The sequence below is a fragment of the Achromobacter aegrifaciens genome (assembly GCF_902859735.1).
Taxonomy (GTDB): domain Bacteria; phylum Pseudomonadota; class Gammaproteobacteria; order Burkholderiales; family Burkholderiaceae_B; genus Achromobacter; species Achromobacter aegrifaciens.
Map to the genome: position 1 here is coordinate 59,893 of NZ_CADIJY010000015.1, position 23,621 is coordinate 83,513.

Here is a 23,621-nt window from a genome sequence, read left to right on the forward strand (position 1 = left end):
AACAACAATGGACCCCAAGCGCGTCGTCCAGGTCAACGACCTGACCGTGCGCTTCAAGACCCCCGAGCGCACCGTGGAAGCGGTGCGCAAAGTCTCCTTCCACGTCGACCGCGGCGAAACCCTGGCCATCGTGGGCGAATCCGGCTCGGGCAAGTCAGTGACCTCGCTGGCGCTGATGCGCCTGGTCGAGTATGGCGGCGGCCGGATCGTCAATGGCGGCATGTTGCTGCGCCGGCGCAGCGGCGAAGTGCTGGATCTGCTCAACGCGCCCGACAGCACGCTGCAGCGCGTGCGCGGCGCGGACGTGGCGATGATCTTCCAGGAGCCCATGACGTCCCTGAACCCCAGTTTCACGGCCGGCAACCAGATTGCCGAAGCCCTGCAGCTGCACCAGGGACTGGACGCCGCCGCGGCCCGCGCCGAAACGCTGCGCATGCTGGAGCGGGTGCGCATCCCCGAAGCCCGCGCCATCCTGGACCGCTATCCGCACCAGTTGTCGGGCGGCATGCGCCAGCGCGTCATGATCGCCATGGCCCTGTCGTGCAAGCCCCAGTTGCTGATCGCCGACGAACCGACCACGGCCCTGGACGTGACCATCCAGGCCCAGATCCTGCAGCTGATCCGCCAGTTGCAGGAAGAAATGGACATGGGCGTGATCTTCATCACGCACGACATGGGCGTGGTAGCGGAAGTCGCCGACCGCGTGCTGGTCATGTACCGCGGCGACAAGGTCGAAGAGGGCAGCTCGGACGAGGTCTTCGCCCGCCCGCAGCACGCCTATACGCGCGCGCTGCTGTCGGCGGTGCCGCGGCTGGGCGCCATGCAAGGCACGGACGAACCCGCGCCGTTCCCGCTGCTGCGCGTGGACGACCCCACGGCGCGACCGCAAGCCGCCGCCGCGCCCGTCGCGGCTGCGTCCACCGTGCGCCGCGAGAACGGCCCGGTGCTGAAGGTGCGCGACCTGACCACCAGCTTCGACATCACCGGCGGTATCCTGGGCCGGGTGCAGAAGCGCGTGCACGCCGTGGAGAAGGTCAGCTTCGACCTGTATCCGGGCGAGACGCTGTCGCTGGTGGGCGAGTCCGGCTGCGGCAAGACCACCACCGGCCGTTCGCTGCTGCAGCTGGTCAAGAGCAAGGCCGGCAGCATCGAATTCGACGGCAAGAACATCGGCGCGCTGCGCGGCAGCGCCATGCAGACCCTGCGCCAGCACATCCAGTTCATCTTCCAGGATCCGTTCGCCTCGCTGGATCCGCGCATGACGGTGGGCTATTCCATCATGGAACCGCTGCTGATCCACGGCGTGGCGCGCGGCAAGGCGGCCCAGGACCGGGTGCGCTGGCTGATGGACAAGTGCGGCCTGCTGCCGGAAATGATCGACCGCTATCCGCACGAGTTCTCGGGCGGCCAGCGCCAGCGCATCTGCATCGCGCGCGCGCTGGCGCTGAACCCCAAGGTGGTGATCGCCGACGAATCCGTGTCGGCGCTGGACGTGTCGATCCAGGCGCAGATCGTCAACTTGTTGCTGGACCTGCAGCGCGAGCTGGGCGTGTCGTTCCTGTTCATCTCGCACGACATGGCGGTGGTCGAGCGCGTCAGCCACCGGGTGGCGGTGATGTACCTGGGCCAGATCGTCGAGATCGGCCCGCGCCGGGCCATCTTCGAGAACCCGCAGCATCCCTACACCAAGAAGTTGATGGCGGCGGTGCCCATCGCCGACCCGCAGCGCCGCCACCGCGAGCGCTCGCTGCTGGTCGACGAGATCCCCAGCCCGATGCGCAAGCTGGGCGACGATCCGCTGGTCGAGCCGCTGGTCGCCGTGGGCGAGGGCCATTTCGTGGCCCGCCATTCGATCGGGGTCTATTGAGGCAGGTGGCCGCCCGCTGGCAGCCGGTGGCCGCTTGCATCCCCCCGCTGCGCGCGGGGGGCCGAAATTAGCGCTTTTCCAGCGCCAGCTTCAGCCCGAAGGCGATGAAGACCGCGCCCGTCATGCGGTCCAGGCCGCGCATCACGGCCGGCCGCGACAGCCAGCGCGCCAGCGGGCGCGTCGCTGCCACCAGCACGCCAAACCACAGTATCCCCAGCATCGCGTGGATGCCTGCCAGCAGCAGGCTGAAGCGCAGCACGTCCGCGCCCGCGGGAATGAACTGCGGCAGGAAGGTGATGTAGAAGATCCCGATCTTGGGATTGAGGGCATTGGTCAGGCAGCCGCGCATGAACCAGCCGCCAGCGCTGGCTGCCGCGGCGGGGGCGGGCGGCGCGGAATCGGGTGCGGCCTGCTTGCCTGGCCGGGCGCCCCACAGCAGTTTCACGCCCAGATAAAACAGATACAGCGCCGCGCAGATGCGCAGCGTGTCGTAGGCCAGGGTCGATACCAGCAGCAGCGATCCCAGGCCGAATGCCGCCACCACACCCCAGGCCAGGCATCCGGCGGCGATACCCAGGCCAGCCATGAGCGCGCGGCGGCCCCCCTCGACGGCGGCGGTGCGCAGCACCAGGGCGGTATCCATGCCGGGCGTGACGGTCAGGATGGCGGCGGCCAGGGTAAAGGCGAGCAGGGCTGCGGTGGCGGTCATGGGCGGGATCCGGTGGCGGGCGCGGCGAAGCGGAGCCGCTCAGTGTAGCGCCGCCGGGCCGGCGCCTGCAGCCGTCTGTGGACGTGCCGCAGCGCCGCAGGCGTTATCATGGCGGCCTTCAGCAATTCGCTACATTCACCGGATTTACGCCATGGCCCTGCGCGCCACCATCTACAAGGCCGAGCTCAACGTCGCCGACACCGACCGCCACTACTACGGCAGCCACGCGCTGACGGTCGCCCGCCATCCCTCGGAAACCGACGAGCGCATGATGGTGCGGCTGGTCGCCTACGCCCTGCACGCGCAGGAAGAGCTGGCCTTCACCAAAGGCCTGAGCGACACCGACGAACCCGACCTGTGGGTCAAGGACCTGACCGGCGCGGTCAAGCTCTGGATCGAAGTCGGTCAGCCCGAAGAACGCCGCATCCTGCGCGCCTGTGGCCGCGCCGACGAAGTCATCGTCTATTGCTACGGTGGTTCCGCCAGCAAGATCTGGTGGGACGGCGTGAAGAACAAGCTGGAACGCACGCGCAACCTCAAGATCGTGAACCTGCCCTCGGAACAGACCCGTGCGCTGGCCCAGCTGGCCGAGCGCACCATGCGCCTGAATGCCAATATTTCGGACGGCGTGGTGTATTTTTCGGCCGACAAGGGCGAGGTCAGCGTCGAACCGGAAGCCTGGCGCTAGGCTCCCGGCCGCCTCAGTCGCAGGCGTCGGCGGCCTGATTCGCGGGATCGGCGCAGGCGCGCCAGCGGGCCTCGTCCATCGCAGGCAGCAGCAGCACCCGGCTCATCAAGTCCGAGTACCAGAAGATCCTGCCAGGCTTGTCGCGCATGGCCTGCCAGACGCGCGCCTGCGCGTCCGCCGCAAGCAGCGCGCGGCCTTGCGCATCGGTCACGCCCTGGGCCAGGATGGTCTGCGTGTCCGGATTCCAGGACTGCATGTCCGTGTCGTCCAGCGGCACGTCGTCGGCGATGCTGACGATGCGCCAGTCATTGCCCGGCACCTCGGTGGACAGCTGGTTCAACTCTTCCCGGTGCACTGGATAAGGGCGGGAGTCAGGGGAGGCGTGCGCGACATGGGCGTAGGATCTGGCGCCATCCCCGGGGGAATGGCGGCGCACATAACGTTGTTCCGGCTTGGCCTGGGCATCATAGGTCTGGACCTGGAACGCGCCGCCTTGCGCGGCGATATCGATGGCGCGCAGCAGGCGGCCCGCGGCGTCGCGCGCGTAGAACCGGCCGGCGGCCGGTTGTTGCTTGTCTTCGCAAGCCTCATTGGTGAAGGCGGTCAGCGCGCCCCGGGCATCGCGTTTCAGGCAGGCCTGGCCGCTTGCCTCGTAGGTGGCGGGCCGGCGGACCGCGGTCTGTTCGTACTCGACCACCCGCGTCAGGGCGCCGGCGCCGTCGTACTCCAGGGTGTAACCGCCCGACAGAAAGGGTGGGCCGTCGCCGCGCCGGGGAAGTTCATAGGATTCCGCGCGGCACAGCCGGCCATCGCCGTCGAAATACAGTCTGGCGGGCGCCCGAGACACGTTGTCCAGCTGGTAAGCGGACCAGTCGACCTTGTCCATCCAGGTCCGGGGCAGTGGATCGCCGGTTTCGTCGACCCATACCGGTTGGTTGCGGGCGGCAATGCGTTCGCCCTGTCGGCCCAGCAGGACACGGTCGCCGCCCAGGCCGACCGAGACGGGAACCGCCTTCAGCGGCACGGGCGCGGTGAAATCGACGGCGGCCGGGCCGCAGGCCGCGAGGGCTGGGCCGGCGTGCGCGATGGCCGCCAGCAGCAGGACCAGTCGCCTAGGCATATTGCAGCGTATCCATGAACCTCACCAGCTCCCAGAATTCCTTGGACACGCCGCCCAGCCGCAGCTTGCCGTCATGTTCTTCGAACAGCAGGAAGGGGTAGGCGTCGCGCTCCAGGGTGCCGGGCGCGGGCAGGCGGTAGGGTTTGAAGTGCTCGGGGTCGTTGAAAAAGGATTCCAGACGGCCGCCGCCATCCACGTGCATGTAACGCACACGCAATACTTGTTTCTGATACTTGGCCTGCGTTTCCGGGTAGTCTCCGCCGTCGCCCGCCACCACGGCGTCGGCCAGGGCGGCCAGGAAGACACGTTGCAAGCCTGCGTAGTGGATCTCGCCGCTGGTGGAGTCGCCCGGCGCCTGCGCCAGCGTCCTGACCAGCTGGGTGCCGCGGGAACCCGGCACGATGGTCTTCGCGAACAGGCTGTCGATGTCGGCCTTTGCCGAATCGGGCGATTGCCGCAGACGCTGGAGGTCGGCGCGGAAGTCTTCCAGCCATTGCCGGTAACGGGCGTTCTCCGCCTGGCGATCGAACGCCTGGGCGTGGGCCAGGCCGCCGTGAAGGGTGATCAGCAAGGCCAGCAGCAGTAGCCAGGCGCGTTGCAGCACGCGGGTAGGGTGTTCCATAGGCCGGTGATCATATCGTTCAAAATGATGCTATTTTGGTGCAGAGCGTGACAAAATGTCAGACATGGCCACCGGCATGGCCATGTTTATGAATCTCGTGTTGAGTCAGGTCCAGACATGCCAGCAACAGGTGACGTTCCTCCTGCAAGCGCGCCGGCCGGCGGCGCGGAAAATGTGCAAGCCGGGCTCGACGGCCCCCTGGACCGGCTCGTCCGCTTGGCCAGGCGGCAGTTCGGCGTGGACATGGCGCTGGTCGCCTGCAGCGACGCCGATGGCGTCTGGCAGGCCCAGGCGGGCGCCTTGCCCGCAACCGCGGCCGGTACGCTCCCTTTCTCCGTGGATTGCCCGCTGCGCGCCAGCGATGGCCGCCGGCTGGGCACGTTCCGGCTGCTGCATGCCCAGCCGCGGGATTTCGGCGACGAAGACCTGGATGCCTTGCACGATTTCGCCGAGCTGGCCGTCGCGGCCGTCGAGAAGCGCGAGGCCCTGGCGGCGGAGCGGGCGGCGGAAGACGGCTGGCGTACCGAGGCGCGCAACCTCTCCATGGCCATCGCAGGCAGCGGCACGGGGATCTGGGATCGCAACGTCGTAACCGGCGAAATCACCTATTCGCCGGGCTGGAAGGCCCTGCTGGGCTACGCCGAATCCGAAGTCACCAACCGCATCGAAGACTCCTACAAGCGCCTGCACCCAGACGATGCCGACTATGTGCGCGCCGCCATGCAGGCGCATTTCGAGGGCAAGACCGAGAGCTACGAGGTCGAGCACCGCATCCTCTGCAAGGACGGCAGCTACAAGTGGATCTGCAGCCGCGGCAAGGTCGTCAGCCGCGACGCGCAGGGGCGGGCCTTGCGCATGATGGGCACCACCACTGACATCAGCGCCATGCGCGCGATGTCGGAGCGCCTGCGGCGCACGGCGGACCTGCTGGTCAACCTGACCGACGCCGTGCCGGGCATGGTATTCCAGTGCGGCCAGCGGCCCGGAGGCGGGTCGCGCTTCCTGTACGTCAGCGCGGGCATCTGGGACATGTTCGAACTCACGCCTTACGAGGTGCGCACCAGCCCCGCGGCGATCGAGCAGCGCGTCCATCCCGAGGACCTGGCGACCTACCACGCCTCGCTGCAGGCCGCGGCCGCGGCGCAGACGCCCTGGCACCTGGAGTTCCGGGTGTGCCTGCCGCAGCAGGGCCTGCGCTGGCGCCAGGGCGACGCCAGTCCGCGCAAGGCGGCCGACGGCACCGTGGTCTGGCACGGCTTCGTGACCGACATCACCGACCGCAAGCGCGCTGATTTCGAACTGCGTGAACTCGCCGCCACGGACGCCCTGACCACGCTGCCGAACCGCCGCCACTTCATGTCGCGCATCGCCGCGGAACTGGCCCGGATCAAGCGCCAGGGCAGCGATTGCGCCGCCGTGCTGATGTGTGACCTGGACCATTTCAAGCGCATCAACGACACCTGGGGTCACGCCATTGGCGACGGCGTGCTGCAGCACTTCGCCAACACGCTGCGGGCCCAGCTGCGGGCGGTCGACCTGGTGGGGCGCATCGGCGGCGAGGAATTCGCCGTGGTGCTGCCGGATACCGACATCGAGCGCGCGCACGCCTTCGCCACGCGGGTGCAGCAGCGCATCGCGGCGGCGCCGTTTTCGCTGGGCGACGACCGTCATATTCCGCTGACGGTCAGCATCGGCATCTCGACCATGCACACCATGGACGCGGACGCCGAACTGGCGCTCAGCCGCAGCGACCGCGCCCTGTATTACGCCAAGCAGCGCGGGCGTAACCGGATCGAATCCGCGCCCTCAGTGTTTTCCCGATAGAACAACCCTCAAAGCCATTTGTTCCATTGACGGTACATTAGGACACTCCTAGAGTTCCCGTCATGGGAACCTCATTACCTCTGCCGAAGTACCACCAGATCTACCTCGTCCTGCGCGAACAGGTGCAGGAAGGGCGCTTCGATCAGGACGGCGTGCCAGGCGAGCACGCGCTGGCCGACCAGTTCGACGTGGCCCGCATCACCATCCGCAAGGCCATGGAGATGCTGGTGGCCGACGGGCTGGTGTCGCGCCGGCCCGGCCTGGGCACCTGGCCGCTGCGCGCGCCGGCGACTCCGGCCAGCGCGCCCAAGGCCAATCCGCCGCAGAAGGCCCATCTGACCGGCCTGCTGGAAAACATCGTCAACATGGGCCTGCGCACCTCGGTGCAGGTGCTGGACAGCGCCCTGGTGTCGGCGCCGCCCGTGGTAGCCGAAGCGTTGGACCTCGCGCCCGGCGCGCCCGTGCACAAGAGCCTGCGGGTGCGCAGCACCGAAGCCGGGCCGCTGTCCCACATCACGACCTACGTGCCGCAGGCCGTGGCCGATTTCACGCGCGAAGACCTGGAGCGCGAACCCCTGCTGATGTTGCTGGAAGCGGCCGGCGTGGAGTTCGGCGGCGCTACCCAGACCATTTCGGCGCGGCTGGCCGATGCGCAGGTGGCGCGCCATCTGGACGTGGCCGTGGGCTCCGCGCTGCTGGCCGTGACGCGCATCGTGCGCGACGTGAACGAGCGGCCCGTGCAGCTGCTGCAAGGCCTGTATCGCCCCGATCGCTATCAGTACCAGTTGCAGCTGTCACGCGTCGGCAGCATCGACGCCAAGGTATGGGTCAGCGAAGAGCTGTCCGCCCAATTCCATTGAACTCTCGGAGATCGCCCATGAATTCGCGCCGCACTTTCCTCTATCAATCCGCCGCCGCAGCTGCCCTGGTGTCGGCGCCATGGGTGGTACGCGCCCAGGGCGCCAAACCCGTCAAGGTCGGCATCCTGCATCCGGTGACGGGGGCGCTGGCCTATTCGGGCCAGCAATGCCGCCTGGGCGCGCTGCTGGCGATCGAGGACATCAACAAGGCCGGCGGCATCAAGTCGCTGGGCGGCGCGCCGCTGGAAGCCATGCTGGGCGACGCGCAGTCGCGCCCCGAGGCGGGGTCGGCCGAGGTCGAGAAAATGAACGAGGCGGGCGTGTCGGCCATTGTCGGGGCCTATGCGTCGGCGATCTGCCTGGCCACCACGCAGACCGCCGCCAAGTACAACCTGCCGCACGTGGTGGACGTGGGCGTGGCCGACCAGATCGTCGAGCGCGGCCTGAAGAACACTTTCCGTTTCGGCCCGGGCTATCGCGCCTGTAGCGAACGCGCCATCACCGACCTGGCCGCGCTCAACGACGCGGCAGGCAAGCCCGCCAAGACCGTGATGATCGTGCACGAGGATTCGCTGTTCGGCACCGGCACCGCGGCGCTGCTGTCCAAGGCGCTGCCGCAGCATGGCTTCGAGGTCAAGGACGTGGTCAAGCACCCGAACCCCACCCGCGACTTCAACAACATCGTGCTGCGCATGAAGTCCCTCAATCCGGACATCGTGATCCCGGCCAACTACTACAACGAATATGCCTTGCTGCTGCGCGCCATGAAGCAGCAGAAGGTGCAGCCCAAGGCGATCTACTCGGTGCTGGGCGGCGCGGCCTCCAGCTACAAGTTCCTGAAGGAATTCCCCGACATCGCCAATGGCATCCTCGACTGCAACCACTGGTTCAACCCCAAGGATGCGCGCGTGGCCCCGTTGAAGGCGCGCGTCGAAGAGAAGGGCGCCTACTTCAGCTACGAGGTCTTCATGACCTACACCTCGGTGCTGCTGCTGGCCGACGCGCTGGAACGCGCCAAGTCGGCCGACCGCGCCGCCATCATCGACGCGCTGGCTTCCAGCACCTTCTCGGACCACATCATGCCCTACGGCCCGACCAAGTTCGTGAACGGCCAGAACACCGGCGCGCAGCCCCTGCTGACGCAGGTCATCGGCGGCGACATCAAGGTCGTCATCCCGGCCGACTACCGCCAGGCCGACGCCATCTTTCCGCTGAAGGCCTGAGCGTGCTCGATCCCGCCATCCTCTTTTCGTCGGTGCTCAACGGCCTGACCACGGGCGCGGTGTACGCGCTGATCGCCCTGGGCCTGACCTTGATCTACGGCGTGCTGCACATCATCAACTTCGCCCATGGCGCGGCGCTGATGGTGGCGCTGTACGCGGTGTATCTGCTGAAGGACCGCCTGGGCATCGACCCGTACGCCGCCTTGCCGCTGGTGGTGGCGGGCATGTTCGCGCTGGGCTACGCCTTGCAGCGTTACGTGATCAACCGCGCCAGCCACGGCAAGGACGAGAACATCCTGCTGGTGACGCTGGGCCTGGCCATCGTGCTGGAGAACCTGGCGCTGGTGTGGTTCAAGTCGGATACGCGCACCATCGACACGGCCTACACGCTGTCCACCGTGGAGATCGGGCCGGCCATGATCGCCTTGCCCAAGGTCATCGCCTTCTGTGGCGCGCTGGCGGTGGCGGCGGTGCTGTTCTGGATCATCCGCAGCACCGACCTGGGCCGGGCGATCCGCGCGGTGGCCAAGGAAAAGCAAGGCGCCAAGCTCATGGGCATAGACGTGGAAAAGGTCTATGCATTGTCGTTCGGCATCGGCATGGCCTGCCTGGGCGCGGCGGCCTGCTTCCTGCTGCCGGCCTACTACGTCAATCCGCAGGTCGGCGGCGGCTTCGTGCTGGTGGCCTTCACCATCGTGGTGCTGGGCGGCATGGGCAGCTTCGTGGGCGCGCTGGTCGGCGGCCTGCTGATCGGGGTGGTGGAGTCCATCGGGGGCCTGTTCCTGGGCGACTCGCTGGGCCAGATGGGCATATTCGCGATCTTCATCGCGGTGCTGCTGTTTCGCCCGCAGGGGCTGTTCGGGGCGAGGGGCTGAGCATGGGCAAGGATCTTTTGACTATCGCGCTGTTCGGCGCGGCGCTGGCGGCCGCCGCCACGCTGACCGAATCGGGCGTGGCGCTGACGTTCGTCATGATGTCGCTGTACGCGGCCCTGTTGTCGCAGGCCTGGAACATCCTGGGCGGCTATGGCGGCCAGCTGTCGTTCGGCCATGCGCTGTTCTTCGGCGTGGGCGCCTATGCCCAGGCGCTGGGGCAGCTGAACCTGGGCATCAATCCCTGGCTGGCGCTGCCGATGGCCATCGCGCTGGGCGCACTGGTCGGGCTGGCGGTGGGCGGGCTGACGTTCCGCTATGGCCTGAAGGGCTCTTACTTCGCGCTGGTGACGCTGGCGTTTGCGGAAGTGTTCCGCATCCTGGCGTTGTCGGTGTCGTTCACCGGGGGCGGCGTGGGCCTGATGGTGCCGTTGCAGGAGGGCGTGGCGAACATGCAGTTCGGTTCGCGCCGCGGCTACATCTACCTGCTGCTGGGCTTCGTGCTGCTGGCGCTGGTGGTCACGGCATGGCTGCGCCATTCGCGCTTCGGCGCCTACCTGCAAGCCGTGCGCGACAACGAGGACGCGGCGCGCGCCATCGGCGTGAATCCGCTGCGGGTCAAGCTCGGCGGCATCGCGCTGTCTGCGGCCTTCATGAGCGCCGCGGGCGCCTTCTACGTGCAGGTGTTCCAGTACATCGATCCGGGCATCGCCTTCGGCTCGGCCGTGTCGGTGGAGGCCCTGGTCGGCGCCATCGTCGGCGGCCTGGGCACCTTGTGGGGGCCGGTGCTGGGAGCGGTCACGCTGCATGCGCTGAGCGACCTGACGCGCAACCTGTTTGGCGAACTGCCGGGCATCAGCATGGTCATCTACGGCGTGGTGCTCATCGTGATCGTGATGTTCCTGCCCCGCGGCATCACCGGCAGCGGCCAGGCTTTGGGCCGGCTGTTCAGTGCCAAGGAGCGCGCCCGTGTCTGAGATCCTGCTGCAAGCGCGCAATCTTTCCATCACTTTCGGCGGCCTGAAGGCGGTCCAGGATGTGAGCCTGGACGTGCGCCAGGGTTCGCTGACGGCCCTGGTCGGTCCCAACGGCGCGGGCAAGACCACGCTGTTCGGCCTGCTGTCAGGTTTCCTCAAACCCGGTTCCGGCTCGGTGCATTTCGCCGGCGCCGACATCACCGGCCGTCCGCCGCACGAATCGGCGCGGCTCGGGCTGACCCGCACCTTCCAGATCGTGCAGCCCTTCGGCGCGCAGACGGTGCGCCAGAACATCGCCGTGGGTGCGCACTTGCGCCTGGGCAATCGCCGCGAGGCGCTGCAAGCGGCCGAAGAGGTTGCGGCGCGGGTCAATCTGGCGGCCCTGCTGGACCGGCCGGCGGCGGATCTGACGGTGGCCGGCCGCAAGCGCCTGGAGCTGGCGCGCGCGCTGGCCACGCGGCCGCGCCTGCTGTTGCTGGACGAAGTGTTGGCGGGGCTCAACCCCAGCGAGATCGACGAGATGATACCGGTGGTGAAGAAGCTGGCCGAAGACGGCGTGACCGTGCTGATGATCGAACACGTGATGCGCGCGGTGATGAGCCTGGCCGAACATGTATGGGTGCTGGCGCAGGGCCGCCTTATCGCCTCGGGCACGCCGGGCGAGGTCACGCGCGATCCGGCGGTGGTCGAGGCCTATCTGGGCCAGGGCGCGGCGGCCAGGCTGGCCGCGCAGGGAGCGCCGGCATGAGCGCGCTGCTGGAAGTCCAGGGATTGCGCGCCGGCTACGGCCGCATGGAAGTACTGCGCGGCGTCGACCTGCGGGTCGACCAGGGCGAGATCGTGGTGCTGCTGGGCAGCAATGGCGCGGGCAAGTCCACGCTGAACAACACGGTCTGCGGTCTGTGCCGGCCCTGGGGCGGCACGGTCCGCTTCGAGGGCCAGGACCTGACCGGCCGCCATTACCGCGACGTGGTCAAGGCCGGGCTGATCCAGGTGCCGGAAGGCCGGCGCGTGTTCCCCAACCTGAGCGTGCGCGAAAACCTTGAACTCGGGTCATTCACCCGGGCGCGCGAGCGCCGCGCCGCCAACCTGGAGAAGGTGCTGCACATCTTCCCGCGCCTGCGCGAACGCCTGGCGCAACTGGCTGGCACCATGTCCGGCGGTGAACAGCAGATGCTGGCCATCGGCCGCGGCCTGATGGCCGAGCCGCGCCTTCTGATCCTGGACGAGCCGTCGCTGGGCCTGTCGCCGCTGATGGTCGAAGAGCTGTTCGGCCTGATCGCGCGCCTCCATGGCGAGGGACTGGCGATCCTGCTGGTGGAGCAGAACGTGGGGCAGTCCCTGGAGACGGGACAGCGCGCCTACGTGCTGGAAAACGGGGCGGTGCGCTATAGCGGCGCCTGTCCGGAACTGATGGCCAGCGACGACGTGCGCCGGGCCTATCTCGGGATGTAGCCATGGCCGAGCCTCAAACGCTGGCGCAGAAGCTGATCGCGGCGGCCTGCGGCCGTGCTTCCGTTGCCGAGGGCGAAATCGTCACCTGTGCGGTCGACCTGGCCATGTTCCATGATTCCAGCGGTCCGCGCCGCCTGCAGCCCATGTTGCAGGAACTGGGCGCCACGCTGTGGGATCCATCCAGGATCGTGCTGGTCATAGACCACTACGTGCCCGAATCCGATGACGAGTCGCGCCGCATCGTGCGCATCGCGCGCGATTGGGCGGCCGAACAGCGGTTGCCCAACGTCTATGACTCGCTCGGCATCTGCCACGTGGTGGTGCCGCAGCATGGGCATATCCGCCCCGGCATGTTCTGCGTGGGCGGGGACTCGCATTCGCCTACCGGCGGGGCATTCGGCGCCTACATGTTCGGCATCGGCAGCACCGAGATGCTGGGCGTGGCCGTCACCGGGCAGATCTGGGTGAAGGTGCCGCAAACCCTGATGATGCGCTGGAGCGGCCGGCTGGCGCCGGGCGTGACCGCCAAGGACATGATGCTGCACATGATAGGCCGCTACGGCATGAACGGCGGCCGCTACCAGGCGGTGGAATTCTGCGGCGAAGCGGTGCGCGCCTTGTCGATGCAGGAACGCATGACCCTGTCCAACATGAGCGCGGAGCTGGGCTCGCAGGTCGGCCTGATTGCGCCGGATGCCACCACCGTTGCCTACCTGCGCGAGGCAGGCGTCACGGACGAGATCGATCTGGCGCGCTGGCGCAGCGACGAAGGGGCGCAGGCCGAATGGCACGATTTCGATGCCGCGGCGCTGGCGCCGCAGGTCGCCGCGCCGCACAGCCCGGCCAATGCGCGCGACGTGGACCAGTATGGCGACGTGCCGCTGCAAGTGGCCTATATCGGCGCCTGCACCGGCGCCAAGCTGGAGGACCTGCGCGCCGCGGCCAGCGTGTTGCGCGGCCACCGGCTGGCCGCCGGCATGCGCCTGATGGTGGCGCCGGCCAGCCGGCAGGACCAGCGCCAGGCCGAGGCGGAAGGGGTGATGCAGGCGCTGCGCGATGCCGGCGCGGACGTGCTGGCCACATCCTGCGGAGCCTGCGCGGGCTACGGCGGGTCCATCCCCGACGGCGCCAGCGTCATCGCCACCACGGCGCGCAATTTCAAGGGGCGGATGGGCTCGGAGACGGCCCAGGTCTATCTGGCTTCGCCCTATACGGTGGCGGCATCGGCGATAGCCGGCCGCATCGCCGATCCGCGGGAGTTCATGGCATGACCGAGCAGTCCGTGACGCACCGCGTCTGGCGCGTGGGCGCAGATATCGACACCGACGCGCTGGCGCCGGGCGCGTATATGAAATTCGGCATCGACGAGATCGCGCGCCACTGCCTGCAGCGCGTTCGGCCCGAGTTCGCCGCCGGCGCGCGGCCGGGCGACGTGCTGGTGGCCGGTCCCAACTTCGGCATCGGCTCCTCGCGCGAGCAGGCTGCCGCGGCGCTGGTGCGCCTGGGCATCGCCGCGGTGGTCGCGCCGTCCTTCAACGGCCTGTATTTCCGCAACGCCTTCAACGTGGGCCTGCTGCTGTTGACCTGCCCACAGGCCGAAACCCTGCAAGAGGGCGAGCGCATCGCCCTGGATCCCGCCGCCGGCCGCATCCGCCGCGCCGCGGGAGAACCTGCGGAACTGCATTGCGACACCGTGCCCGCCTTCCTGCTGGAAATGGTGCAGGCCGGCGGACTGCTGAATTTGCTGAAACAGCGCAAGACTCATTAGGAACCACATCATGCTTGACCCCGTCACACTCGCGGTCCTGAAAGGCCGCCTGGAACAGATCGCCGACGAGATGGACGCCACGCTGTACCGCAGCGCGTTCAACCCCATCATCGCCGAGGCCCACGACGCCTGCCACGGCATGTACGACGCCGCCACCGGCGCCACGCTGGTGCAGGGCAAGTCCGGCCTGCCGGTATTCGTGGGCGCGATGGCATTCGCCGTCAAGGCCGCGGCCAAGGCGGCCGCCGAGCGCGGCGGCATGGTCGACGGCGACGTCTGGCTGTTCAACGATCCCTACGAAGGCGGCACCCACGCCAACGACTTCAAGCTGGTGCGTCCGGTGTTCCGCGGCGGCAAGCTGTTCTGCTTCCTGGCCTCGGCGGCCCACTGGCATGACGTCGGCGGCGCGGTGCCGGGCAACTACAACCCCGCCGCCACTGAATGCTGGCAGGAAGCCGTGCAGATTCCGCCGGTGCGCATCGTGCGCGCGGGCGTGCTCGACCTGGACGTGCTGGCCATCCTGAAGGCCAATACGCGCCTGCCGGACAGCCTGTGGGGCGACCTGAACGGTCAGTTGGCGGCGCTGGAACTGGGCGCGGGCCGGCTGGATGGCCTGCTCGACGAATACGGCGACGCCACCGTGCTGGAATCGCTGGACACGCTGCGCGAACGGGCGCGCCGCCTGATGCGCGACCATATCTCGCGCCTGCCCGACGGCGAGTACGCCTTCGAAGACATGCTGGACAACGACGGCGTGCGCGACCAGCCGTTGCGCATCGCGCTCAATCTCATAGTCCAGGGCGAGCGTCTGACGCTGGATTTCACCGGTACCTCGCCGGCCTGCGCCGGGCCGGTGAACATCTCCCGCGCCACGGCGATCGCGGCCTGCTACGTGGCCCTGAAGCACCTGTTCCCGGACGTGCCGGCCAACGCCGGAGTGCTGGACGCGGTGGACGTGGTGCTGCCGGACGGCCTGGTGATCTCGGCGGACCGCCCGCGTCCGGTCGGCGGCTATACCGAAACCATCCTGCGCATGATCGACGTGATCTTCTGCGCCATGGCCCAGGCCGAGCCGGCGCGCGCGCTGGCGCAGGCCTACGGCACCATCAATGCCTTGTCGATCGCCGGCTACCGCAGCGACCCCGCCCGGCGCGGCCAGCGCTGGGTGATGTTCAGCTTCTTCGGCGGCGGCCACGGCGGCCATTCAGACGGCGACGGGCTCAGCCACGGCAATGCGCCCATCTCTACGGCCACCATTCCGCCGCTGGAGATCCTGGAGGCGGCCTATCCCGTGCGTTTCACGCAATGGGCGCTGCGGCCCGATTCGGCGGGCGACGGCCAGCACCGCGGCGGGCTGGGCGCCATCTATGAAATCGAACTGCTGGAAGACAGCGCCGAAGCCTTCATCTTCGGCGAGCGTGGCAAGAGCGCGCCCAAGGGCATCGCAGGCGGCAGGGAAGCGGCGCTGAACGTTTTCCGCTATCAGCAGGACGGCGGCTGGCAGACCCCGCCCATGCGTTCGAAGATGCTGGGCATCCAGCTCCAGCGCGGCGACCGGGTTCGGCTGGAAACGCCCGGGGGAGGCGGCTATGGCGAGCCTGCCGCGCGTACGCAGGCGGCGCGCGAGCATGACCGCAAGATGGGCTATGTAAGTGGAAATCTGAAGGAGCAGTCGGCATGAGCGCGGCACAAGGCTTGGTCGTAGGCGTGGACGTGGGCGGCACGTTCACCGATATATTCGTGCTGGACGAGGCGGGCGGTAGCGCCCGCGTGGTGAAGGTGCCTTCCACCCGCGGCGAGGAAGCGCGCGGCTTCATGAACGGCATTGCCCGCGTGGCCGATGGCGCGGACGCCATCGCCACCATCGTGCACGGCACCACGGTAGGCACCAACGCGCTGCTGGAGCGCAAGGTGGCGCGCACCGGCATCATCACCACGGCAGGTTTTCGCGACGTGCTGGAAATGCGCCGTCGCGACCGACCCCAGACCTGGGGCCTGCGCGGCAACTATGAGCCGGTGGTTCCGCGCGACCTGCGCCTGGAAGTCGAGGAGCGCGTGCTGGCCGACGGCACCATCGACACGCCGGTAAACCTGGCCCAGGTCGAGGCCGCGGCCCGCCAACTGCTGGAGCAAGGCTGCGAGGCGGTCTGCCTCTTCTTCGTCAATGCCTATGCCAATCCGGCCAATGAGGCGCAGGCCGCGGCCTGCGTGCGCGCGCTCTGGCCCAACGGCAACGTCACCGCCGCGACCGAGGTGCTGCCCGAGATCCGCGAATTCGAGCGCTGTTCCACGGCCGTGCTCAACGCCTCGCTGCAGCCGGTGGTCGGCGGCTATCTGACCCGGCTGGAAGCGGATCTGAAGGACAACGGCTTCGGCGGCGAACTGTTGGTGGTGCAGAGCAACGGCGGCGTGATGTCGCGCCAGACCGCTTGCGACGTGCCGGTGCGCACCGCGCTGTCGGGCCCGGCCGCGGGTGTCATCGCCTGCGCTGCGATCGCGCGCGCCGCGGGCTTTCTCAACGTGGTCAGCGGCGACATGGGCGGCACTTCCTTCGACGTGTCGCTGGTGGCGGACGGCGAGGCCTCGCTGTCGGCGCAGACCGCCATCGACTTCGGCATGGTGGTGCGCGCGCCCATGATCCAGATCGAAACCATAGGCGCGGGCGGCGGCTCGATTGCCAGCGTGGACGCGGGCGGCCTGCTGCAGGTGGGTCCCGAATCCGCCGGCAGCGTGCCGGGGCCGGCCTGCTATGGCCGGGGCAACACCCGCCCCACCGTGACCGACGCCAACGTGCTGCTGGGCCGCATCGCGGCCGAGCGCCCGCTGGGCGGTGGCCTGCTTGCCACCATGGACGTGGCGCTGGCGCGCGCCGCCATCGAGGAACACGTGGCCAAGCCGCTCGGCCTGGACGTGCATGCCGCGGCCGAGGCCATCCTGACCGTGGCCAATGCCAAGATGGCGGGCGCGATCCGCGTGGTGTCCATCGAGCGCGGCCACGACCCGCGCAAGTTCGCCTACATGCCGTTTGGCGGCGGCGGCGCGCTGCACGTCTGCGCCATGATGAACGAAGTGGACGCGGCACGCGGCATCGTGCCGCGCTACCCCGGCGTGACCTCGGCCCTGGGCTGCGTCATGGCCGACATGCGGCATGACGGCGTGCAGACCCTGAATGTGGCGTTGGCCGCGCTGGACGCCGATGACCTGCTGGCCCGCATCGACGGCCTGGCGCTGGCCTGCCAGGAGAGGCTGGATTCCGCGGGCGTGAGCTTCGAGGGCATACGCGAGAGCATCGAACTGGACATGCTGTACGTGGGTCAGAGCCATACGGTGCGAGTGGAAGTCGGCCGTGATGAACTGAACCGCGCCGGCATCGGCGCCGCCTTCCAGCGCGCTTACCGCGCTGCTTTCGGCCGCAGCCTGGACGGCATCGCGGTGCGCATCCTGAACCTGCGCTATGCGCGCATCGGCCAGCGCCCCAAGTTCGATCTGGCGCTGCTGGCGCCGACCAGCACCGCGATGCCGGACGCGCTGGGCACGCAGCCCGTCTTCCATGGCGGGCAATGGCATGACGCCGTGCGCTATGCGCGGCTGGACCTGCCGGTGGGCGCAGAGGTGGCGGGACCCGCCATCCTGGAGCAGCCCGACACCACGATCTGGATCGAGCCCGGCTTTGCTGGCCAGGTCGATTTCCTGGGCAATCTGCTGATCGCCCGCCAGGCTTCCTAGGAGCAGAGCCCATGTCAGCCTTCGATCCCCGCAGCACAGCGCTGGTCGTCATCGATCTGCAGAACGATTTCCTCGCGCCCGGCGGCGCCTACGACCGCGGCGGCGCCGTCAGTCCGCAGGCGCGGGCCTTGCCCGCCCGGGTCGCGCCCGTGGCCCGCAAGCTCAAGGAGCGAGGAGGCTTCGTGGCGGCCAGCCAGTTCACGCTATGGCCGGACGCGCACGGCGAACCCATGATCTCGCCGCATCTGCGGCAGTTGCGCCCGTTCCTGCGCAAGGGCGATTTCGTCGCCGGCTCCAAGGGGCAGGCCAACGTCGCCGAACTGGACGGACTGGTGGACGTGTCGGTCTGGAAGGTGGCGTATTCCGCCTTCTTCAATACCCAGCTGGACTGGGTGCTGCGGCGCGCGGGCATCTCCAACGTGGTGATCGCCGGCATCGTCACCAATGGCGGCGTGGCCAGCACCGCGCGCGACGCCCACATGCGGGATTATCACGTGGCGGTGCTGGCCGATGGCTGCGCCGCGCCCACGCCGGCCATGCATGATGCCGCGCTGGCGGATTTGCGCACCGTGGCCGATGTGCTGTCCTGCCAGGAATTCCTGGACAGGCTGGCCTCGTGAGCGCGCCGCAAGTCCTGCGGGGTGCAGCGCCTGGCGCGGACGCGATGCACGTGCCGGTGGCCATCATCGGCGCGGGCGCTTGCGGCCTGACCGCCGCGCTGCGCCTGGCCGATGCCGGCATCGAGACCGTGCTGATCGAGCGCGACGCCGCGCCCAGCGGCTCCACCGCCTTGTCGTCCGGCTTCATCCCGGCAGCGGGATCGGCGGCGCAGCGGGCCGCCGGCATCGAGGACGACGCGCAGCGCTTTGCCGCGGATATCCAGGCCAAGACCGGCGGCACGGCCGCGCCGCAGCTGGTCGATGCCTACACGGGCGCGGCAGCCGCCGCGATCGACAACCTTGCGCGCCACGGCCTGGATTTCCAGGTGCTGGACGGCTTCCTGTATCCGGGCCACAGCGCCCGCCGCATGCACACCTTGCCCGAGCGCACGGGCGCGGCCCTGGTGGCCGCGCTGGAGCGCGCCGCCACCGCAGCCGGAGCCTATCTGCTGACCCGCGCCCTGGCGCGGCAGATCTGGACGGACGAAGCCGGCCGCATCACGGCGGTGGGCTGCGAGCGGCCGGACGGCTCCATCGACGTGATCGGTTGCGACGTGCTGATCCTGGCCTGCAACGGCTTTGGCGGCAACGCGGCGATGGTGGGCAAACATCTGCCGGCCATGCGCGAGGCCGTCTACGGCGGCCACGTCGGCAACGACGGCAGCGCGATCGAATGGGGAGTGCAGCTGGGCGTGCGCCTGGCCGACCTGGGCGGCTACCAGGGGCATGGCTCCTGGGCCACGCCGCAGGGCGCACTGATCTCCTGGGCGGTGATGATGGACGGCGGCGTGCAGATCAATGGCGCGGGGCGGCGCTTTCATGACGAGACGCACGGCTATTCCGAGGCCGCGGTGCATGTGCTGGCGCAACCGGGCGGCGTGGCCTGGAACGTATTCGACGACCGCACGCTGGCGCTGGCGCGCGGCTTTCCGGACTTCGTCCAGGCAGAGACGGGTCAGGCGCTGAAGACCTGCGCCGACGTTGCTGCGCTGGCGGGGGTGATCGGCTGCGACGAAGCGACGCTGCGCGCGACGCTCGCAAGCGTGGCCCCCGACGCCGCCGATCCGTACGGCCGGCGCTTCGAGCGGACGCTGCAGGCGCCGTATCACGCCGTCAAGGTGACAGGCGCGCTGTTCCATACGCAAGGTGGCCTGGACATCGACGCGGATTGCCGCGTGCTGGACCAGATGGGCCATGCCTTGCCCAATCTGCTGGCCGCAGGCGGCGCGGCGCGCGGCGTGTCGGGCAACGACGTGTCCGGCTACCTGTCCGGCAATGGCCTGCTCAGCGCAGTGGCGGGCGGCCATATCGCCGCGGCGACCGCCGCATCCCTGCTGGGCCGCGAGCTTTCCTAGGATTTTCCAGACCATGCAAATACAGAATCTGCAAGCACAGCTGGCCGGCGGCGCCGTGTTGGCTCCCGGCGTCTACGATGCCTTGTCCGCGCTGATCGCCGAACAGGCGGGCTTCGGCGCGCTATACCTGTCGGGCGCGTCCATCGCATACACGCGGCTGGGCCGCTCGGATATCGGCCTTACCACGTACAGCGAGGTCGAGGACACGCTGGCCCGCATCACCGAGCGGGTGGCCACGCCCGTTATCGTCGACGCCGACACCGGCTTCGGCAATGCCCTGAATACGCAGCGCACCGTGCGCGGCCTGGAGCGCGCCGGCGCCGCCATGATCCAGCTGGAAGACCAGACCTTTCCCAAGCGCTGCGGCCATCTGGACGGCAAGGCCGTGATCCCGGCCGCCGAGATGCGCGGCAAGCTGCGGGCCGCGGTGGATGCCCGCGCGCATGCGTCCACCCTGATCCTGGCGCGTACCGACGCACTGGCAGTGGAGGGACTGGAAGCGGCTCTGGACCGCGCGGAATCGTATCTGGAAGCGGGCGCGGACGCGCTGTTCATCGAGGCGTTGCGTACGCCGGAGCAGATGCAGGCGGCGTGCAGCCGCTTTGCGCACCGCGCGCCGCTGCTGGCCAACATGGTGGAAGGCGGCAAGACCCCGGTGCAAAGCGCCGATGCGCTGACCGCGCTGGGATTCCGCATCGTCATCTTCCCGGGCGGCACGGCGCGTGCGGTGGCGCACACGCTGCAGGGCTACTACGCCAGCCTGCGCCAGCATGGCACGACCGCGCCGTGGCGTGAGGGCATGCTGGATTTCGACGGCTTGAACGCTGTGATCGGCACGCCCGCACTGCTGGAGCGCGGGCGCCGCTACGAAGGCTGAGGCCGGGGTGTCAGCGCGGCGTGCGCTGATGCGGCACCAGCGGCGGCACCGGCTGATCGGCGACCAGCTCCCAGAACGCCGGCAGGAAGCACTCGGCCACCAGCAGCGGCTGGCCCTGGCGCCAGAACACCGAGCGGCGCGCCCAGATGCGTCCGCCATCGCGGTCGCGCTGGCCGGCCGGCAATACGCCCAGCGCGGTGGCATGGAACGGCACCGGCGAGGCCAGCCGGCGGCAGGCAAACGGCGAACGCTCGACCGTGCTGTCGTGGTAAAGCATGTCCGCCAATGGCCGGGTCAGGAGGCGGCGCATGCCTTGCCAGGCGCCGTGAGAGGCGCGCAGCGGCGTCAGGCTGCGCGCGGGCACGCTGTCCACGCCATTGACCGACATCAGCACCTCGCGAATCCACACCGGCGTGCCGGGTGCGAGGCCCATCGCCCGGGCTTCGTCCGGCGGCGCGCCGTCCGCGTATTCGGCCAGCACGCGCAGGCGCACCTGGCCAACCTGGCGCAAACCGGCGGTCAGCGCGCCGGGGCGGAACAGCCAGTGGCGCGGGGCAGGAGGCAGGATGGGAGGCGCGCTGGCCAGCCAGCCTGCGGCAAGGGGAGGGTGGTGTGCTGCGGGTTTGCTCATGGCTGCGTATTATGCCAAGCCGGGCGGGACGACCCAATGCGTCGCAATGACGCAGTGCCGGACTCCCGCCGGAATATCGTCCGGGAAAGCACTTATTGTCCCAGGAACCCGCGTCTCCCTATCATTCGCACACGGTCAACATTGACCTGAATGGCTTGCAGTACCCCGCAGCAATGATTGCTGCCTGAACATACAGTCTTGGCTATAGAAGCCCCCGACTTGCACGCAATGCGTGGTCGGGGGCTTTTTCGTTTTCAATTTCTGAATATGGAGCTCGCATGCAAGCGTCGGAACCGCAACGTTCTCCCGCCGCCGTGACCTGGGTGGCCAGCGTGCAGATGGAGCCCGCGATCGGCGAAACCGCCGCCAACATCGCGCGTTCCATCGAACTGGTGGAGCAGGCCGCGGCCCAGGGCGCGCGGCTGGTGGTGCTGCCTGAACTGGCCAACACGGGATATATGTTCGAGAGCCGCGAGGAGGCCTACGCCCTGGCTGAACCAGTGCCGGAAGGCCCGAGCTCGCAGGCGTGGATCGCGTTGGCGCAGCGCCTGGGCATCTATCTGGTGGCGGGCATCGCGGAGCGCGCCGGAGGGCGTCTCTACAACTCCGCACTGGTCGCGGGTCCGGATGGCTATCTGGGGACCTATCGCAAGCTGCATCTGTGGGGCGACGAGAACCTGTATTTCGAGGCGGGCGACCTGGGATTGCCGGTGTTCGATACCGAGCTGGGCCGCATCGGCGTGGCCATCTGCTACGACGGCTGGTTTCCCGAAGTCTACCGGCTGCTGGCGGTGCGCGGCGCGGACATCGTGGCGGTGCCGACCAATTGGGTGCCGATGCCGGGGCAGACCCGCGACGGACCGGTCATGGCCCATGCGCTGACCATGAGCGGCGCCCACAGCAACGGCTTGACAGTGGTGTGCGCGGACCGCGTCGGCACCGAGCGCGGCCAGCCCTTCGTGGGCCGCAGCCTGATCGTGGGGTCCCAGGGCTGGACGGCGGCGGGACCCGCCAGCATCGACCAGGAGGAGGTGCTGCTGGCGCCCATAGACCTGAAGGCATCGCGCCGTGCGCGCCAGTTGAACGATTTCAACCACGTGCTGCGCGACAGGCGCCGCGACATCTATGACGAGCAGTTGGGCGCCGCCGCAGGCCCGCGGCAACGCTGAACGACGGTCCACGGCCGTACCCCCCAAGGAGAAAACCCATGAAGAGCCTATTGAATAGCTGCCGGATCCGACTGTCGTTTGTCGCACTGCTGGCTGGCGCCGCCAGCGCGCACGCGGCCGAACCGCTGCGCATCGGCGTGCCCGTCGGCCTGTCCGGCGCCAACAGCGTGGTCGCGCCGGGCGTGGTGCAGGCCTCGCAACTGGCGGCCGACGAGATCAATGCGGCCGGCGGCATCCTCGGCCGCCAGATCGTGCTGGAGATCGCCGACGATGCCTCGGGCGCGGTCGGGGCGCAGAAGGCCTACGACACCCTGGTGTTCCAGAAGAAGGTCGATGCCATCATCGCCATGGAAACCAGCGCGGCGCGCAACGCCGCGCTGCCCATCGTGTCGCGCGGCAAGGTGCCCTATATCTACACGTCATTCTATGAAGGGCGGTCGTGCAACCGCTGGCTGCACGTGAACGGCTGGGTGCCGGAACAGCAGGTCGCGCCGGTGGTGGACCACTTCATGCAGGACCGCAAGGCCAAGACCTTCTTCCTGGTGGGCAGCGACTACGCCTTCGGCCGCGGCATGCTCAAGTTCACGCGGGAATACATCGAAAAGCAGGGCGGACGCGTGGTGGGAGAAGAGTACCTGCCGATCGACGGTTCCGACTGGACGCCGGTGGTCTCCAAGATACGCTCGGCCAACCCGGACGCGCTGATCAGCTCGACGGCGGGCGGCGGGCCCAACGTCAGCCTGGCCAAGCAGGTCAAGGCTGCTGGCCTGGCCATGCCCTACGGCAATCTGGCGATCGACGAAGGCACGGCCAAGACCATGGGCGACACGGCAGTGGGCATGTACATGTCGGCCTCGTACCTGACCAGCATCGACACGCCGCAGAACCGCAAATTCCTGGACGCCCTGAAGGCGAAGTTCGGCAACGACGCCAAGACCGCCAACGAATTCTCCGCGCCGCAGTATGAAGCCTTCTACCTGTACAAGGCTGCCGTCGAAAAGGCTGGCGGCACCGATGCGCCCAAGGTGGTGCAGGCGTTGAGCGCGGTCACGTTCGATGGCCCGCGCGGCCCGGTGACCATGGATCGCCAGCGCCACGCGGCGCTGACCATGCGCCTGGGGCAGGTGCAGCAGGACGGTTCCATCAAGATCCTGCAGACCTTCGACAAGGTCGACCCGGGCGCGCAGTGTCCGGACCTGAAGTGACGGCCATGCCATGA

Annotated in this window: 22 protein-coding genes; 18 read left to right on the forward strand and 4 right to left on the reverse strand. The window is 68.6% G+C overall.

All coding sequences use genetic code 11. From position 1 onward, the window contains the following. The first annotated feature begins 7 nt into the window (after positions 1 to 7). Complete coding sequence (locus HV766_RS26205; RefSeq protein WP_119449505.1) at positions 8 to 1,867, forward strand: dipeptide ABC transporter ATP-binding protein; 1,860 nt, start codon at positions 8 to 10, stop codon at positions 1,865 to 1,867. A gap of 67 nt (positions 1,868 to 1,934) precedes the next feature. Here HV766_RS26205 and HV766_RS26210 read toward each other — a convergent pair whose 3' ends face one another. Further along, positions 1,935 to 2,576 (reverse strand): LysE family translocator, encoded by a 642-nt coding sequence (locus HV766_RS26210; protein ID WP_054456610.1) that lies wholly within the window; start codon positions 2,574 to 2,576, stop codon positions 1,935 to 1,937. A 151-nt stretch (positions 2,577 to 2,727) separates the two neighbouring features. On the opposite strand from HV766_RS26210, the gene HV766_RS26215 reads away from it, so the two are divergent. Next, the gene (locus HV766_RS26215; RefSeq protein ID WP_119449507.1) at positions 2,728 to 3,264 is read left to right on the forward strand and encodes a YaeQ family protein; all 537 of its coding nucleotides are present in this window, start codon (positions 2,728 to 2,730) and stop codon (positions 3,262 to 3,264) included. A gap of 13 nt (positions 3,265 to 3,277) precedes the next feature. Here HV766_RS26215 and HV766_RS26220 read toward each other — a convergent pair whose 3' ends face one another. Beyond that, entirely contained in the window at positions 3,278 to 4,384 is a 1,107-nt protein-coding gene (locus tag HV766_RS26220; RefSeq protein WP_175182116.1) for a hypothetical protein, read from the reverse strand. Next, entirely contained in the window at positions 4,377 to 5,006 is a 630-nt protein-coding gene (locus HV766_RS26225; RefSeq protein WP_175182117.1) for a hypothetical protein, read from the reverse strand. Before HV766_RS26225 ends, HV766_RS26220 begins: the two co-directional genes overlap by 8 nt. A gap of 117 nt (positions 5,007 to 5,123) precedes the next feature. On the opposite strand from HV766_RS26225, the gene HV766_RS26230 reads away from it, so the two are divergent. The 14 genes from HV766_RS26230 to HV766_RS26295 all read left to right on the forward strand — a co-directional run bounded on the left by HV766_RS26230 (position 5,124) and on the right by HV766_RS26295 (position 20,602). Next, positions 5,124 to 6,830: a sensor domain-containing diguanylate cyclase gene (locus HV766_RS26230; RefSeq protein WP_054456614.1), complete on the forward strand. Its 1,707-nt coding sequence runs from the start codon at positions 5,124 to 5,126 to the stop codon at positions 6,828 to 6,830. Positions 6,831 to 6,892: 62 nt separating this feature from the next. Then, positions 6,893 to 7,690: a GntR family transcriptional regulator gene (locus tag HV766_RS26235; protein WP_054456615.1), complete on the forward strand. Its 798-nt coding sequence runs from the start codon at positions 6,893 to 6,895 to the stop codon at positions 7,688 to 7,690. Between the two features lie 17 nt (positions 7,691 to 7,707). Then, positions 7,708 to 8,913, forward strand: a complete 1,206-nt coding sequence (locus tag HV766_RS26240; RefSeq protein ID WP_119449510.1) for an ABC transporter substrate-binding protein — start codon at positions 7,708 to 7,710, stop codon at positions 8,911 to 8,913. Between the two features lie 2 nt (positions 8,914 to 8,915). Then, positions 8,916 to 9,788, forward strand: a complete 873-nt coding sequence (locus tag HV766_RS26245) for a branched-chain amino acid ABC transporter permease (RefSeq protein ID WP_013393327.1) — start codon at positions 8,916 to 8,918, stop codon at positions 9,786 to 9,788. A gap of 2 nt (positions 9,789 to 9,790) precedes the next feature. Next, the gene (locus tag HV766_RS26250) at positions 9,791 to 10,762 is read left to right on the forward strand and encodes a branched-chain amino acid ABC transporter permease (RefSeq protein ID WP_119449511.1); all 972 of its coding nucleotides are present in this window, start codon (positions 9,791 to 9,793) and stop codon (positions 10,760 to 10,762) included. Further along, positions 10,755 to 11,510, forward strand: coding sequence for an ABC transporter ATP-binding protein (locus tag HV766_RS26255; RefSeq protein ID WP_054456618.1), 756 nt, complete (start codon positions 10,755 to 10,757; stop codon positions 11,508 to 11,510). The genes HV766_RS26250 and HV766_RS26255 overlap by 8 nt, the downstream gene beginning before the upstream one ends. Further along, positions 11,507 to 12,217: an ABC transporter ATP-binding protein gene (locus HV766_RS26260; RefSeq protein WP_119449513.1), complete on the forward strand. Its 711-nt coding sequence runs from the start codon at positions 11,507 to 11,509 to the stop codon at positions 12,215 to 12,217. The genes HV766_RS26255 and HV766_RS26260 overlap by 4 nt, the downstream gene beginning before the upstream one ends. Before the next feature lie 2 nt (positions 12,218 to 12,219). After that, positions 12,220 to 13,488, forward strand: a complete 1,269-nt coding sequence (locus HV766_RS26265; RefSeq protein WP_175182118.1) for a 3-isopropylmalate dehydratase large subunit — start codon at positions 12,220 to 12,222, stop codon at positions 13,486 to 13,488. Further along, a complete protein-coding gene (locus HV766_RS26270; protein ID WP_054456621.1) occupies positions 13,485 to 13,985 on the forward strand; it encodes a LeuD/DmdB family oxidoreductase small subunit in 501 nt (166 codons plus the stop codon). The genes HV766_RS26265 and HV766_RS26270 overlap by 4 nt, the downstream gene beginning before the upstream one ends. A gap of 10 nt (positions 13,986 to 13,995) precedes the next feature. Further along, entirely contained in the window at positions 13,996 to 15,666 is a 1,671-nt protein-coding gene (locus tag HV766_RS26275) for a hydantoinase B/oxoprolinase family protein (RefSeq protein WP_054456622.1), read from the forward strand. Next, entirely contained in the window at positions 15,663 to 17,711 is a 2,049-nt protein-coding gene (locus tag HV766_RS26280; protein WP_175182119.1) for a hydantoinase/oxoprolinase family protein, read from the forward strand. Before HV766_RS26275 ends, HV766_RS26280 begins: the two co-directional genes overlap by 4 nt. Before the next feature lie 11 nt (positions 17,712 to 17,722). Further along, positions 17,723 to 18,331: a cysteine hydrolase family protein gene (locus tag HV766_RS26285; RefSeq protein WP_054456624.1), complete on the forward strand. Its 609-nt coding sequence runs from the start codon at positions 17,723 to 17,725 to the stop codon at positions 18,329 to 18,331. Continuing rightward, complete coding sequence (locus HV766_RS26290; protein WP_175182120.1) at positions 18,328 to 19,725, forward strand: FAD-dependent oxidoreductase; 1,398 nt, start codon at positions 18,328 to 18,330, stop codon at positions 19,723 to 19,725. The genes HV766_RS26285 and HV766_RS26290 overlap by 4 nt, the downstream gene beginning before the upstream one ends. Positions 19,726 to 19,738: 13 nt before the next feature. Next, positions 19,739 to 20,602, forward strand: a complete 864-nt coding sequence (locus HV766_RS26295; RefSeq protein WP_054456626.1) for an isocitrate lyase/PEP mutase family protein — start codon at positions 19,739 to 19,741, stop codon at positions 20,600 to 20,602. Between the two features lie 10 nt (positions 20,603 to 20,612). Here the strand turns inward: HV766_RS26295 and HV766_RS26300 are convergent, their stop codons facing one another. Beyond that, a complete protein-coding gene (locus HV766_RS26300) occupies positions 20,613 to 21,233 on the reverse strand; it encodes a chorismate--pyruvate lyase family protein (protein WP_119449517.1) in 621 nt (206 codons plus the stop codon). Between the two features lie 278 nt (positions 21,234 to 21,511). Here HV766_RS26300 and HV766_RS26305 point away from each other — a divergent pair, with 278 nt between their 5' ends. Next, a complete protein-coding gene (locus HV766_RS26305) occupies positions 21,512 to 22,402 on the forward strand; it encodes a nitrilase family protein (RefSeq protein ID WP_054456628.1) in 891 nt (296 codons plus the stop codon). 38 nt (positions 22,403 to 22,440) lie between these two features. Beyond that, entirely contained in the window at positions 22,441 to 23,607 is a 1,167-nt protein-coding gene (locus tag HV766_RS26310) for a substrate-binding protein (RefSeq protein ID WP_054456629.1), read from the forward strand. The last annotated feature ends 14 nt before the right edge of the window (positions 23,608 to 23,621 follow it).

What these genes read in the sequence shown, in the direction of transcription:
- HV766_RS26205 (WP_119449505.1), top strand. Translation starts at nt 8, where the DNA reads ATGGACCCCAAGCGCGTCGTCCAGGTCAACGACCTGACCGTGCGCTTC.
- HV766_RS26210 (WP_054456610.1), bottom strand. Translation starts at nt 2,576, where the DNA reads ATGACCGCCACCGCAGCCCTGCTCGCCTTTACCCTGGCCGCCGCCATC.
- HV766_RS26215 (WP_119449507.1), top strand. Translation starts at nt 2,728, where the DNA reads ATGGCCCTGCGCGCCACCATCTACAAGGCCGAGCTCAACGTCGCCGAC.
- HV766_RS26220 (WP_175182116.1), bottom strand. Translation starts at nt 4,384, where the DNA reads ATGCCTAGGCGACTGGTCCTGCTGCTGGCGGCCATCGCGCACGCCGGC.
- HV766_RS26225 (WP_175182117.1), bottom strand. Translation starts at nt 5,006, where the DNA reads ATGGAACACCCTACCCGCGTGCTGCAACGCGCCTGGCTACTGCTGCTG.
- HV766_RS26230 (WP_054456614.1), top strand. Translation starts at nt 5,124, where the DNA reads ATGCCAGCAACAGGTGACGTTCCTCCTGCAAGCGCGCCGGCCGGCGGC.
- HV766_RS26235 (WP_054456615.1), top strand. Translation starts at nt 6,893, where the DNA reads ATGGGAACCTCATTACCTCTGCCGAAGTACCACCAGATCTACCTCGTC.
- HV766_RS26240 (WP_119449510.1), top strand. Translation starts at nt 7,708, where the DNA reads ATGAATTCGCGCCGCACTTTCCTCTATCAATCCGCCGCCGCAGCTGCC.
- HV766_RS26250 (WP_119449511.1), top strand. Translation starts at nt 9,791, where the DNA reads ATGGGCAAGGATCTTTTGACTATCGCGCTGTTCGGCGCGGCGCTGGCG.
- HV766_RS26260 (WP_119449513.1), top strand. Translation starts at nt 11,507, where the DNA reads ATGAGCGCGCTGCTGGAAGTCCAGGGATTGCGCGCCGGCTACGGCCGC.
- HV766_RS26265 (WP_175182118.1), top strand. Translation starts at nt 12,220, where the DNA reads ATGGCCGAGCCTCAAACGCTGGCGCAGAAGCTGATCGCGGCGGCCTGC.
- HV766_RS26270 (WP_054456621.1), top strand. Translation starts at nt 13,485, where the DNA reads ATGACCGAGCAGTCCGTGACGCACCGCGTCTGGCGCGTGGGCGCAGAT.
- HV766_RS26275 (WP_054456622.1), top strand. Translation starts at nt 13,996, where the DNA reads ATGCTTGACCCCGTCACACTCGCGGTCCTGAAAGGCCGCCTGGAACAG.
- HV766_RS26280 (WP_175182119.1), top strand. Translation starts at nt 15,663, where the DNA reads ATGAGCGCGGCACAAGGCTTGGTCGTAGGCGTGGACGTGGGCGGCACG.
- HV766_RS26285 (WP_054456624.1), top strand. Translation starts at nt 17,723, where the DNA reads ATGTCAGCCTTCGATCCCCGCAGCACAGCGCTGGTCGTCATCGATCTG.
- HV766_RS26295 (WP_054456626.1), top strand. Translation starts at nt 19,739, where the DNA reads ATGCAAATACAGAATCTGCAAGCACAGCTGGCCGGCGGCGCCGTGTTG.
- HV766_RS26300 (WP_119449517.1), bottom strand. Translation starts at nt 21,233, where the DNA reads ATGAGCAAACCCGCAGCACACCACCCTCCCCTTGCCGCAGGCTGGCTG.
- HV766_RS26305 (WP_054456628.1), top strand. Translation starts at nt 21,512, where the DNA reads ATGCAAGCGTCGGAACCGCAACGTTCTCCCGCCGCCGTGACCTGGGTG.
- HV766_RS26310 (WP_054456629.1), top strand. Translation starts at nt 22,441, where the DNA reads ATGAAGAGCCTATTGAATAGCTGCCGGATCCGACTGTCGTTTGTCGCA.